The following is a 12,928-nucleotide window of genomic DNA, read 5'->3' on the forward strand; positions in this document are numbered from 1 at the left end:
GCCTTACTGCTTGCGCGGCCAGGTGTCGGCGAGGCGATAGCCGGCCGGCCACGGATCCTCGGGGTCGAGCATGACCTGGCTGGTGCCGGTAATCCAGGCGCGGCCGGAGATCTCGGGCACGATGGCCGGGCGGCCGCCGACGGTGGTCTCGCCGACGATGCGGCAGTCGAAGCGCGAATCGATGATCGAATAGCCGGAGAAGGGCTGGCCGACCTTGATCTGGCCGCGGGCATGCAGCAGCGCCATGCGGGCCGAGCAGCCGGTGCCGGTCGGCGAGCGGTCGAGCTTGGCCGGCTGGATGACGACCGTGTTGCGGCCGTGCAGCGCCCCGTCGCGCTCCTCCACCGGCAGCGTCAGCTGGCAGAAGGAAATGTGGTTCCAGTCCGGGTTTTCCGGATGGGTGAAGCCGAGCTGTTCGTTGGCGGCCTTGGTGATGCGGATGCCGGTTTCGGCAAGTTCCCGCGCCTCGTCCGGCGTGACGGCAAAGCCGAGCGCCCGGGCATCGGCGAAGACGAAGCTGTCGCCGCCATAGGCGGTGTCGACGGTGAGCGTGCCGAGGCCTTCGACCTCCAGCGTCGCGTCCAGCTTGTCGGCGAAGGAGGGCACGTTGGTGACGGTGATGCGCTCGGCCTTGCCGTTGCGGCAGGCGGCGACGACATTGACGAGGCCGCCCGGCGCTTCCAGCACCATGTGGGTCTCCGGCTCGACCATCGGCACGATGCCGCTGTCGAGCAGCACGGTGGAAACGCAGATCGAATTGGAGCCGGACATCGGCGGCGTGTCCTCCGGCTCCATGATGATGAAGCCCATCGTGGCGCGCGGATCCTTCGGCGGCACGAGCAGGTTGATGTGGCGGAAGACGCCGCCGCGCGGTTCGTTCAGCACGAAGTTGCGCAGCGTCTGGTCCTCGGCGATGAACTTGCGCTGTTCCCACAGCGTCTTGCCGGGCGGCGGGGCGACGCCGCCGACGATGACGTCGCCCACCTCGCCCTCGGCGTGGCAGGAGACGATGTGGATGACCTTGCTGCTGCGCATGGCGCTTCCTCCGATATCAGGCTGTGATGGTGCGCGAACGGGTTGTCCGGCGCGATTGCTCTTTCATAGAAAAATTGGATCCAATATACAATCAGCTTTTTGGTGGCTTTCCGGCGGTGGGGCGCGGCGCCCCGTGTTGCCCCGTTCCGGGATTCCCCCTATGACCGTTAGCCTAGAGGATCAGGGGTCGGACGTGATGAAATTTTCTGCCGTCGATGTCAGGCAGGCCGCGTCGGCGGCCGACATCGTCTATGAATCGCTGCGCAAGGCGATCATCGAGGGCGCGATCGGCGAAGGCGAAAATCTCCGGCAGGAAGAGATCGCCCAGATGTTCAACACCAGCCGCATTCCCGTGCGCGAGGCGCTGTCCCGGCTGGAGCAGCACGGTCTCATCACCACCCAGCGCTACAAGGGCGCCGTCGTCGCCGGCCTTTCCATCGAGGAGATCGAGGAGATCTTCGAATTCCGCGCACTGATCGAAGCGGAGGTCATCCGTCTTGCCGTGCCCAATCTCGACCGAGAAACGCTGGAGCGGGCGCGGCGCTATTGCAACGAGTTCGACCGAGAGACCGATCCGCACCGCTGGGGCGAGATCAACCGCAATTTCCACTACAGTCTCTACGAGGCCTCGCGCCGGCCCTATTACCTGCAGAACGTGCGCTCCTCGCTCGACCGCATCGACCGCTATCTGCGCGCCCAGCTGACCTTCACCAATGGCGTGCCGCGCGCCGGCCGCGAGCACGAGGCGATCCTGCTTGCCTGCGAAAACGGCGACGCGGACCGCGCCTCACGGCTGACGCGCGACCACATCCTCGATGCGGGCAAATCGCTGGTGACCTTTTTGCGCGAGCAGCGCGGCTGAGGTTTGGCCGCGGCCTCAGGCCGGAATTTCCCGCCCTTTTCACTTTTCCACCCGCAAACCGCTGGATTTGCGGAAATCTATCCCTTTGGACACTTGACGGCGCTTTCGTCAAAATGCCCACTTTAACCGATTGATAGCGTGGACAGAGAATTGTATTTCTTTTGTCGACAAGAGGATTTTCTATGACCGATACCGATTCCAGTGCCCTGCCGGAGCGAAAGCGCGGCTCCGGCGTGAAAATGGTCTATGACCTGCTGCGCGACGAGATTCTGGACCTGAAGCTCGCCCCCGGCAGCCCGATCGACGAGGTGCAGCTTGCCGAGCGCTTCAAGATGTCCCGCACGCCGATCCGCGAGGCGCTGGTGCGGCTGGCCGGCGAGGGGCTGATCGAGACCCTGCCGAACCGCTCCACCATGGTGTCGAACATCGACTTCATGAACCTCCACACCTTCTTCGACGCGCTGGTGCTGATGTATCGCGTGACGACGCGGCTGGCGGCGCAGAGCCACCGCCCGGAGGACATCGCCATCATCCGCGGCTTCCACGAGGATTATGCGGCCGCCCTCAAGGCGCGCGACCACCTGACGATGATCGCCACCAACGCGGCCTTCCATGCCGCCATCGCCGAGGCCGGCCGCAACCCCTATTTCACCAGCCTGTTCCGGCGGCTGCTCGACGAGGGCCGGCGCATCCTTCAGCTCTACTACCAGTCCTACGAGGAACAGTTCCCGCAGCGTTTCGTCGACGAGCACGCCGCCATCATCGCCGCCATCGAGGCGCGCGACATCGAGGAGGCCGATCGGCTGGGCAAGGCCCATGCGGAAGCGATCGTCGCCCAGGTGCAGAAGCTTTTCAGCCGCAACGACAGGCTCGACATCGCGCTTTGAGTTTTTGTATTTTTCTTGTCGACAAATAAAATACAAGATGCTACAACCATCATCAGTGAGGGGGAGGACCTGTGCATCGTGCCGGTCGCCCGCCTGAGAGAACCGCCCAAAGGAGATCGACATGAAGGCCAAGATTTTTTCCGGTGTCATTCCCGCCCTGATGACGCCCTGCAAGGCAGACCGCACGCCGGACTTCGACGCGCTGGTTCGCAAGGGCAAGGAACTCATCGAAAAGGGCATGTCCGCCGTCGTCTACTGCGGCTCCATGGGTGACTGGCCGCTGCTGACGGACGAACAGCGCATGGAAGGCGTCGAACGCCTCGTCAAGGCTGGCATCCCGGTCATCGTCGGCACCGGCGCCGTCAACACCGCTTCGGCCGTCGCCCATGCCGCCCACGCCCAGAAGGTCGGCGCCCAGGGCCTCATGGTCATCCCGCGCGTCCTGTCCCGCGGTTCGGTCATCGCCGCCCAGAAGAACCACTTCAAGGCGATCCTCTCGGCCGCTCCGGACCTGCCGGCTGTCATCTACAACAGCCCCTACTATGGCTTCGCCACCCGCGCCGATCTCTTCTTCGCCCTGCGCGCCGAGCATTCGAACCTCGTCGGCTTCAAGGAATTCGGCGGCGCTGCCGACATGCGCTACGCTGCGGAAAACATCACCAGCCGCGACGATGACGTCACGCTGATGATCGGCGTCGACACCTGCGTCTTCCACGGCTTCGTCAACTGCGGTGCCGTCGGCGCCATCACCGGCATCGGCTGCGTGCTGCCGAAGGAAGTGCTGCACATGTGCGCCCTCGCCCGGGCTGCCGCCGCCGGCGATGCGGATGCCCGCCAGCGCGCCCTGGAACTGGAAGCCGCCCTCGGCGTGCTCTCCTCCTTCGACGAAGGCCCGGACCTCGTTCTCTACTTCAAGCACATGATGGTGCTGAAGGGCGACAAGGAATACACGCTGCACTTCAACGAAACCGACGCCCTCTCCGACAGCCAGCGCGGCTATGTCGAAGCCCAGCTCAAGCTCTTCGACACCTGGTATGCCGAATGGAGCAAGCTGCCGGGTGCCGTACAGAAGTACAAGGCATAAGGCTTTACCGGCCCATGCAATGCGAAAGGCCCTCCGCGAGGAGGGCCTTTTTCGTTGCAGGTAGTATCGATTTTTCGCCCACATCTCTTCCGCCCTGCCTGATAGGATCCGGCGTCCTGCCGCCGGGTGGTGACAGAACGCCTCGCGATCGACGAGGACGCCTTTTGCGCGCATGGGCGCGCCGGATGTCGGGTGACGAGCGGCGGAGAAGAGGGGAAGGGCTTTGCGGGAGCGGCCCGAAGGTCGCTCCCGTCGTCGGCAAGCGACGCCGCAATCAGGCGATGGCGTCAAGCCCCTTGGCCAGCAGATGGTCGAGCTGTTCGATCTCGGCGGCGGTGAGCGAAACGCCTTCCGTCTGCGATTTCTTGCGGGCGACGAAGCGGCGCTGGGAGGGCAGGCGGGCGCCCTGGCCGACGATGGCCTCGAAGAGGGTCTCGGCGCGGGCGAAGGGATCGCCGGGGCGGCCCTTGGCGAAGGCTTCCGGCGACATCGCGATGATCAGTTCGCCATGGAAGGGGGCGAGTGTCGTGGTGCCGAGATAGTCGAGCACTTCCGGGCTCGTCAGGTCGCCGATCATGATGCCGGCGAGAAGCTCGATCATCGTGCCGATGGCCGAACCCTTGTGGCCGCCGAAGGGCAGCATGGCGCCGGCAAGCGCGGCTTCCGGGTCCGTCGTCGGATTGCCATCGGCGTCGATCGCCCAGCCTTCCGGGAGCTGCTTGCCCGCGCGGCGGTGCAGCTCGATTTCGCCGCGGGCGGCGACGGAGGTGGCGAAGTCGAAGACATAGGGCGAACCGTTCGGGCGCGGCCAGCCGAAGGCGAAGGGATTGGTGCCGAGCAGCGGCTTGTTGCCGCCCGTCGGCGCGACGGTCGCATAGCTCGGGCACATGACGAGGCCGGCAAGGCCCTCGTTCGTCACGGCCTCGACTTCCGGCCAGAGGGCGGAGAAATGGGTGCAGTCGTTGATGACGAGTGCGGCGATGCCGAGCTTGCGGGCGCGTTCGGCAAGGGCCGGTACGCCAAGTTCGAAGGCGGGATTGGCAAAGCCGCCCTTCGCATTGACCTTGACGATGGCGGAGCCTTCGTTGCCGTCGAGTTCCGGCACGGCGTCCGGCTTCACCTTGCCGGCCTTGACGGTGCGCAGCGCGCCCTCGATGCGGTAGATGCCATGCGACTTGCAGGCGTCGCGCTCGCCGGCGACGATGACGCGGGCCAGCGCCCCGGCCTGCACGGCGTTGAGACCAGCCTTCAGGAAGATGGCTTCGACGCGCGCGAAAAGGGCGTCAATCGACAGGATAGTGGTTTGCGTCATCGTTCGTCTCTTCAGGCTGGTGCCAACCCATGCAGGTTGGCGATTGAACATTTGCATACATAGAGTATACAAGATTTCGACAAGTGCAATTCGCCCCTCCGACTCCTATATCGGGCGAGCCTCATTCCGCAAGAAAGGTACGTCAAATGGCTTTCACCCCCAACGGTAAACACCTCGTCGCCGGGCAATGGCTGGACGGCAACGGCACCTTCACCTCCTCGCCCGCCCACGGCCCGGCGCATGCCTTCGCCGTCGGCACGGTCGAGCTGGTGAACCGCGCCGCCGAAGCCGCGGAAGAGGCCTTCCTCAGCTACGGTTACGCCTCGCGGGCCGACCGCGCCGCCTTCCTGCGCGCCATCGCCGACGAGATCGAGGCGCGCGCCGAAGCCATCACCGAGATCGGCACGCAGGAAACCGGCCTGCCGGTCGCGCGCCTGCAGGGCGAGCGCGGCCGCACCACCGGCCAGCTCCGCCTCTTCGCCGACCATATCGAGAAGGGCGACTTCCTCGATCGCCGCTTCGATGCGGCCCTGCCGGACCGCCAGCCCGCACCGCGCCCGGAAATCCGCCTGATCCAGCGCCCGATCGGCCCGGTCGCCGTCTTCGGCGCCTCCAACTTCCCGCTCGCCTTCTCCACGGCCGGCGGCGATACGGCCGCCGCGCTCGCCGCCGGCTGCCCCGTCGTCGTCAAGGGACACTCGGCCCATCCGGGCACGGGCGAGATCATCGCCGAGGCCGTTCTGGCCGCCATCGAGAAGACCGGCGTGCATCCGGGCGTCTTCTCGCTCATCCAGGGCGGCAACCGCCAGGTCGGCGAAGCCGTCGTGCAGCATCCGCTGATCAAGGCCGTCGGCTTCACCGGCTCGCTTGCCGGCGGTCGCGCCCTCTTCAACCTCTGCGCCGCCCGTCCGGAGCCGATCCCGTTCTTCGGCGAGCTCGGCTCGGTCAACCCGATGTTCCTGCTGCCGGAAGCCATGAAGGCCCGCGCCGAAGGCCTCGGCCAGGGCTGGGCAGGTTCGCTCACCATGGGCGCCGGCCAGTTCTGCACCAATCCGGGCATCGCCATCGTCGCCGACGGTCCGGATGCCGACCGCTTCACCGCCGCCGCCGTGGAGGCACTCGGCAAGGTCGGTCCGCAGACCATGCTGACCGACGGCATCGCCAAGGCCTACCAGGACGGTCAGGCCCGTTTTGAAAGCCGCAACACGGTCAAGCCGCTGCTGACGACCGAATCGACGGGCCGTAACGCCCTGCCCAACCTCTTCGAGATATCCGGCGAGCAGTTCCTGGCCGACCATGCACTCTCCGAAGAAGTCTTCGGCCCGCTCGGTCTCGTCGTGCGCGTCGGCTCGGTCGACGAGATGGAGGCCCTTGCCCGCAATTTCGAGGGCCAGCTCACGGCGACCATCCACATGGATGCCGGCGACCTCGAAGACGCGAAGCGCCTGCGTCCCGTTCTCGAGCGCAAGGCCGGCCGCGTGCTGGTCAACGGTTTCCCGACCGGCGTGGAAGTGGTAGACTCCATGGTGCATGGTGGCCCGTATCCGGCCTCGACGAACTTCGGTGCGACGAGCGTCGGCACGATGGCGATCCGACGGTTCCTGCGTCCGGTGTCCTACCAGAATATGCCGGAAGGCCTGCTGCCTGAGGATTTCCTCAACTGATTGAAGCCTCTGGCTTGCATATGCGCCGGGTTCCCCGAAAGGAGAGCCCGGCGCACTTTTTTGCATACTAGCTATATACTTTTTGCATATTATTTGTATTTTAGAAGCCGGTTTACATGTGGCGCGGGACGGACCTCCGCCGGTAAATCGTCCAGACCAATCCAGGGAGAGAGTTATGAAGAAGACTTCGGTCCTCGCATTCGGCCTCGTGGCCGCCACCGCTCTGACCAGCCCGGCCAAGGCCGACAAGCTGGACGACATCATCTCGTCCGGCACGCTGCGCTGCGCCGTCGTTCTCGACTTCCCGCCGATGGGCTCGCGCGACGAGAGCAACAACCCGATCGGCTTCGACGTCGACTATTGCAACGATCTCGCCAAGGCGCTCGGCGTTACGGCTGAAATCGTCGAAACGCCCTTCCCGGAACGCATCCCGGCCCTGATGTCCGGCCGCGTCGACGTCGGTGTCGCCTCGACCTCCGACACGCTGGAACGCGCCAAGACCGTCGGCATGTCGATCCCCTACTTCGCCTTTGAAATGGCTGTCACGGCCAACGACAAGTCGGGCGTCAAGTCCTTCGAAGACATGAAGGGCAAGGTCGTCGGCGCCACCGCCGGTACCTTCGAAGCCATCGCGCTCGAAAAGTCGATGAAGGAATTCGGCGCAGGCGAGTTCCGTCCGTACCAGACCCAGGCCGACGTCTTCCTCGCCCTCAGCCAGGGCCAGATCGACGCCACGGTTTCCACCTCGACGGTCGCCCAGGCCACCGTCAAGAGCGGCAAGTTCCCGGGCATCTCGGTCGTCGGCAAGGCGCCCTACGACATCGACTATGTCGCGCTCTTCACCAACCGCGAAGAATACGGCCTGATCAACTACCTGAACCTGTTCGTGAACCAGCAGGTCCGCACCGGCCGCTACAAGGAACTCTATGAAAAGTGGGTTGGCGGCGATCTGCCGGCCCTGTCCGTGAACGGCGTTTACCGCTAATCTGCCGCTTCCCCGGCGGCGCGGGACCTGGCGTCCCGCGCCGCCGATCGTTTCAAAGGGTGAGACGGCAATGTTCAGTTACTCTTTCCACTGGAATCAGGCGCTCAAGGCCCTGCCGCAGATGCTGGACGGCGCGCTGGTCACGCTGCAGATCGCGATCCTGTCCATGGCCATCGGCCTTGTCGTCGCGCTCGCGCTGACGCTCTTCCGGCTGTCCGGCAACCGCATCCTCAACGGCTTTGCCACGGTCTGGGTCGAGATCGCCCGCAACACGCCGGCGCTGTTCCAGATCTACATGGCCCATTTCGGCCTTGGCAGCTTCGGCATCCACCTGAGCCCCTATACGGCGCTGCTGGTCGGTATCGCCTTCAACAATGCCGGTTATCTCGCGGAAAACTTCCGCGGCGCGCTGAAAGCGATCCCGGAGACGCAGACCCGCGCCGGCCGTTCGCTCGGCATGACGCCGCTGCAGGCCTTCCGCTACATCGTCATGCCGCAGATGCTGCGCATCGCCTTCCTGCCGGCCACCAACCAGATGGTCTGGGCAATCCTGATGACCTCGCTCGGCGTCACCGTCGGCATGAACACGGACCTTGCCGGCATCACGCAGGAACTGAACGCCCGCTCGTTCCGCACCTTCGAATTCTTCGCGATCGCGGCAGTCATCTACTACCTGATCGCCAAGGCCGTGACGCTGGCAGCCCGCCTCGCCGCCACGCGCATGTTCCGTTACTGAGAGAGGGGTAAACCATGTTCGATACCGCTCTCACGCTTGCCGATCTCGGCTTCCTCGCGCAGGGCGCGCTGATGACCCTCGCGGTCACGGCCGTCTCCGTGCTGGCCGGCACTATTCTCGGCGTCGTCTTCGGCGTGCTGCGCAACCAGCTCGGCACCTATTGGTCGCTGCCGATCACCTTCCTGCTCGACATCTTCCGTTCCGTGCCGCTGCTCATCCAGCTCGTGCTCGGCAATGCGCTGCAGTCGATCATGAAGCTCGGCTGGGCGCCGTTCACCACCTCCTGTGTGGTGCTGTCGCTCTATACGGCGGCCTATTGCACCGAGATCGTGCGCGGCGGCATCTCCGCCGTTCCCGCCACCACGCGCCGGGCGGCCCGCTCGCTCGGCATGACCTGGTGGCAGGACATGCGCTACATCGTGGCCCCGCTCGCCACCCGCGTCTCGCTGCCGGCCTGGATCGGCCTGACGCTCGGCGTCATGAAGGATTCGGCGCTCGTGCTCTGGCTCGGCCTGATCGAGCTGCTGCGCGCCTCGCAGATCCTCGTCACGCGCCTGCAGGAACCGCTGTTCATCCTGCTGATCTGCGGCGCCATCTACTTCATCATCAGCTTCCCCATTGCCCGGCTGGGCGGCTATCTCGAAAAACGGTGGTCCAATGATTGAGATCGAAAATGTCCGCAAATCCTTCGGCCAGCTGGAAGTCCTGAAGGGCATCAACCTCACCGTCCAGAAGGGCGAAGTGCTGACCATCATCGGCGGCTCGGGCTCGGGCAAGTCGACGCTGCTCACCTGCATCAACGGTCTGGAGACCATTGATGCCGGCCGCATCGTCGTCGACGGCACGGACGTGCATGCCAAGGGCACGGACCTCAACAAGCTGCGCCGCAAGCTCGGCATCGTGTTCCAGCAGTTCAACGCCTTCCCGCACCTGACCGTGCTGGAAAACGTAATGCTGGCGCCGGTCAAGGTTCTCGGCCAGTCCAAGGCGGAGGCCGAGGCCATGGCCGTCAAGCAGCTCACCCATGTCGGTCTCGGCGACAAGCTCAAGGTCTATCCGAGCCGCATGTCCGGCGGCCAGCAGCAGCGCATGGCGATCGCCCGCGCGCTCGCCATGTCCCCGGCCTACATGCTCTTCGACGAAGTGACCTCGGCGCTCGACCCGCAGCTCGTCGGCGAAGTGCTCGACACGCTGCGCATGCTCGCCTCCGAGGGCATGACGATGATCTGCGTCACGCACGAAATGAAGTTCGCCCGCGAAGTCTCCGACCGCGTGGCCTTCTTCCACAAGGGCGTGATGGCCGAGATCGCACCGCCGGAAGAGCTGTTCGGCGCGCCCAAGAATCCGGAATTGCAGGCGTTCCTCGCCGCTACCCACTGAGGCAAAAATGCAGACTGAAATCGAGCCCGGCGTCGTCGTCATCGGCGCCGGCGTGGTCGGCCTTTCCGCCGCCATTGCCGCACAGGCCCGCGGCCTTGCCGTCACCGTTATCGAGCGCGAAGGCCCCGCGGCCGGCGCGTCGGCCGGAAATGCCGGCGCCTTCGCCTTCACCGACATCCTGCCGCTCGCCTCGCCGGGCATCCTGAAGAAGGCGCCGAAATGGCTGCTCGATCCGCTCGGGCCGCTCTCCGTGCCGCCGTCCTATGCGCTGCAGATCGCGCCCTGGATGTTCCGCTTCTGGCGCGCCTGCTCGGCGAGCCGCGTTGCCCATTCCACGGCGGCGCAAACCGCGCTGATGGACCTTTCCAAGGCCGCGCTGGAGCCGTTCCTGGCCGAGACCGGCACGGCGGCGATGCTGCGCAAGGAAGGCAACCTCCAGGTCTATGAAAGCCAGGCCGAGCTCAACGCCTCGCTGCCCGGCTGGAAGGCGCGCGAAGCCCACGGCGTCGAATTCCGCCACATGGGCGCGGCCGACATGGCGGCGATCCAGCCCGGCCTTGCGCCGCGCTTCACCCACGGCACCTTCACGCCCGGCTGGTATTCCATCGCCGATCCCAAGCTCTATACGCTGGCGCTCGCCGATCACTTCCGCGCCAGGGGCGGCCGGATCGAACGTGCCGAGGTCGCCAGCCTCCACCCCATCGAGGGGGGCGTGGAAATCCGCACGGCCGACGGACGCACGTTGCGCGCACAGAAGGTCGTGCTCGCGGCCGGCGCCTTCTCGCACCAGGTTGCCCGCTCGCTCGGCGAGAACATTCCGCTCGAAACCGAGCGCGGCTACAACACGACGCTGCCGGCCGACGCCTTCGACCTGCGCACGCAGGTCACCTTCGGCGGCCATGGCTTCGTCGTTACCCGGCTTTCGACCGGCATCCGCGTTGGCGGCGCGGTGGAGCTTGGCGGACTGAAGCTACCGCCGAACTTCCGCCGGTCGGAAGCCATGCTGGAAAAGGCCCGCGCCTTCCTGCCGGGCCTGAAGCCCGAGGGCGGCGTGCAGTGGATGGGCTTCCGCCCCTCGCTGCCGGACAGCCTGCCGGCCATCGGCCGCGCCCGCGCGACGCCGCGCGTGGTCTATGCCTTCGGCCACGGCCATCTCGGCCTCACCCAGTCGGCCGGCACGGCTCGCCTCGTCGCCGAACTCCTCACCGATGGAAAGACGGCGATCGACATCGCCTCCTTCTCGCCGCAACGTTTCTAGGGACAGATCCATGGCCGACCTCTCCGCCCGCAGCATTCTTTCCGGAACAGCCTCCGGTCCGATCATTGCAGCCGGGGAGGCGCTGAGCTTCTGGGGCGGCGTCGATCCCGCGACGGGCCGCGTCATCGACGTACACCATCCGCTGCATGGCACCGTCATCACCGGCGGCATCCTGATGATGCCGTCGAGCCGCGGCTCCTGCACCGGCTCCGGCGTGTTGCTCGACCTTGCGCTGACCGGCCGCGCGCCCGCCGCGCTGATCTTCAGCGAGGCCGAGGACGTCTTGACGCTCGGCGCGCTGATCGCCGCGGAGATGTTCGGCAAGTCGCTGCCGGTTCTGCGCCTGTCGCACGACGCCTTCGACGCGCTCTGTCGCGCCGGGACGGCGCGGATCGGCGAGACGAGCATCGAGGCGGATGGCCTTGTCATCCCCGTCGCCCCGCCGGCCACGGCCGCGCTCGACCTTACCGAAGACGACCGCGCCATGCTCGAGGGCCGCGACGGTATCGCCGTGCAGCTTGCCCTGCGCATCACGGCCGCCATGGCCGCGCAGCAGGGCGCGAGGCAACTCGTCGACGTCGTGCAGGGCCATATCGACGGCTGCATCTATGCCAGCCCCGCCAACCTCACCTTCGCGGAAAAGATGGCCGACATGGGCGCGACGGTGCGCGTGCCGACCACCATGAACGCCATATCCGTCGACCGGGCGAACTGGGAAAAGCAGGGCGTGCCGCACGATTTTGGCGATCCGGCCGCGCGCCTCGCCGACGCCTATGTGCGCATGGGCTGCCGCCCGACCTTCACCTGTTCGCCCTATCTGCTCGACAGCGCGCCGAAGACCGGCGAGGCCATCGCCTGGGCGGAATCCAATGCCGTTATCTTCGCCAATACCGTGCTTGGTGCGCGCACGGCCAAGCATCCCGATTTCCTCGATCTCTGCATCGCCTTGACCGGCCGCGCGCCGCTCTCGGGCGTCTATCTGGAAGAGCATCGCAAGGCGAGGCGCGTCATCGACGTCGACCTGCCGGAGACCGTTGACGACGCCTTCTGGCCGCTCGTCGGCTATCTCGCCGGCCGCGCCGCGCCCGACCGCATTCCGCTCCTTCGCGGTCTTGCCGCCGCAAAGCCGACGCGGGACGACCTGAAGGCGCTCTGCGCCGCCTTCGGCACCACCTCCGCAGCGCCGATGCTGCATATCGAAGGCGTGACGCCCGAGGCGGACGGTGCCGCCGCTGCCAACGCCGACCTTGTGTCGATCACCCGCGCCGACATGGTCGAGGTCTGGCGGATGTTCAACGAGGGGCCGGCCGAGGTGGAACTCGTCGCCATCGGCAGCCCGCACGCCTCCGCCTCCGAATGCCGCGCGCTCGCCGATGCGCTTGGCGAGCGCAAGCGGCATGAGGGCGTCTCCGTGATCGTCACGGCGGGCCGCGATGTCATGGCGGAGGCGGGCGACGTGCTGGCCCGGCTGCGGGCAAGCGGCGTCCAGGTCCTGCCGGATCTCTGCTGGTGCTCGATCTCCGAACCCGTCTTCCCGCCCAAGACGCGCACGCTCATCACCAATTCCGGCAAATACGCCCATTACGGCCCGGGCCTTTCCGGCCGCACCGTGCGCTTCGGCAATCTTGCCGATTGCATCGAGGCGGCGCTGACCGGCCGTGTGCCGCCACGCCTGCCGGCCTGGCTCGCCTGATCAGTCCCGTCCGAAGACGTCGCGCGTATAGA

12 protein-coding genes are annotated in these 12,928 nt (G+C 66.1%); 10 read left to right on the plus strand and 2 right to left on the minus strand.

The window, feature by feature from the left end; translation table 11 throughout:
• Positions 1-3: 3 nt before the first annotated feature.
• Positions 4-1,035: a trans-3-hydroxy-L-proline dehydratase gene (locus tag V8U06_RS23375; RefSeq protein ID WP_427142730.1), complete on the minus strand. Its 1,032-nt coding sequence runs from the start codon at positions 1,033-1,035 to the stop codon at positions 4-6.
• A 196-nt stretch (positions 1,036-1,231) separates the two neighbouring features.
• Between V8U06_RS23375 and V8U06_RS23380 the strand changes: the two genes are divergently transcribed.
• The 3 genes from V8U06_RS23380 to V8U06_RS23390 all read left to right on the plus strand — a co-directional run bounded on the left by V8U06_RS23380 (position 1,232) and on the right by V8U06_RS23390 (position 3,868).
• A complete protein-coding gene (locus tag V8U06_RS23380) occupies positions 1,232-1,897 on the plus strand; it encodes a GntR family transcriptional regulator (protein WP_226921813.1) in 666 nt (221 codons plus the stop codon).
• A gap of 182 nt (positions 1,898-2,079) precedes the next feature.
• Positions 2,080-2,784 carry a GntR family transcriptional regulator gene (locus V8U06_RS23385; RefSeq protein WP_427142731.1) on the plus strand — a complete coding sequence of 235 codons (705 nt, stop codon included), beginning with the start codon at positions 2,080-2,082 and terminating at the stop codon, positions 2,782-2,784.
• A 121-nt stretch (positions 2,785-2,905) separates the two neighbouring features.
• Positions 2,906-3,868 (plus strand): dihydrodipicolinate synthase family protein, encoded by a 963-nt coding sequence (locus tag V8U06_RS23390; protein WP_226921038.1) that lies wholly within the window; start codon positions 2,906-2,908, stop codon positions 3,866-3,868.
• Between the two features lie 274 nt (positions 3,869-4,142).
• Here the strand turns inward: V8U06_RS23390 and V8U06_RS23395 are convergent, their stop codons facing one another.
• Positions 4,143-5,180, minus strand: coding sequence for an Ldh family oxidoreductase (locus V8U06_RS23395; protein ID WP_427142732.1), 1,038 nt, complete (start codon positions 5,178-5,180; stop codon positions 4,143-4,145).
• A gap of 146 nt (positions 5,181-5,326) precedes the next feature.
• Between V8U06_RS23395 and V8U06_RS23400 the strand changes: the two genes are divergently transcribed.
• From V8U06_RS23400 to V8U06_RS23430, 7 genes are all read left to right on the plus strand, one after another.
• Positions 5,327-6,844 carry an aldehyde dehydrogenase (NADP(+)) gene (locus tag V8U06_RS23400; RefSeq protein ID WP_427142733.1) on the plus strand — a complete coding sequence of 506 codons (1,518 nt, stop codon included), beginning with the start codon at positions 5,327-5,329 and terminating at the stop codon, positions 6,842-6,844.
• Positions 6,845-7,019: 175 nt separating this feature from the next.
• Entirely contained in the window at positions 7,020-7,829 is an 810-nt protein-coding gene (locus V8U06_RS23405; protein WP_226921033.1) for a transporter substrate-binding domain-containing protein, read from the plus strand.
• A gap of 70 nt (positions 7,830-7,899) precedes the next feature.
• Positions 7,900-8,565, plus strand: coding sequence for an amino acid ABC transporter permease (locus V8U06_RS23410; protein WP_226921031.1), 666 nt, complete (start codon positions 7,900-7,902; stop codon positions 8,563-8,565).
• A gap of 14 nt (positions 8,566-8,579) precedes the next feature.
• Positions 8,580-9,230, plus strand: a complete 651-nt coding sequence (locus V8U06_RS23415) for an amino acid ABC transporter permease (protein ID WP_226921029.1) — start codon at positions 8,580-8,582, stop codon at positions 9,228-9,230.
• Positions 9,223-9,945, plus strand: a complete 723-nt coding sequence (locus tag V8U06_RS23420) for an amino acid ABC transporter ATP-binding protein (RefSeq protein WP_226921026.1) — start codon at positions 9,223-9,225, stop codon at positions 9,943-9,945. Before V8U06_RS23415 ends, V8U06_RS23420 begins: the two co-directional genes overlap by 8 nt.
• Before the next feature lie 7 nt (positions 9,946-9,952).
• Entirely contained in the window at positions 9,953-11,203 is a 1,251-nt protein-coding gene (locus V8U06_RS23425) for an NAD(P)/FAD-dependent oxidoreductase (RefSeq protein WP_427142734.1), read from the plus strand.
• Positions 11,204-11,213: 10 nt separating this feature from the next.
• On the plus strand, positions 11,214-12,896 hold the full coding sequence (locus V8U06_RS23430; RefSeq protein WP_427142735.1) for an aconitase X: 1,683 nt from the start codon (positions 11,214-11,216) through the stop codon (positions 12,894-12,896).
• Positions 12,897-12,928: the final 32 nt, after the last annotated feature.

The sequence above is a fragment of the Shinella sp. G-2 genome (assembly GCF_050172695.1).
GTDB lineage: Bacteria > Pseudomonadota > Alphaproteobacteria > Rhizobiales > Rhizobiaceae > Shinella.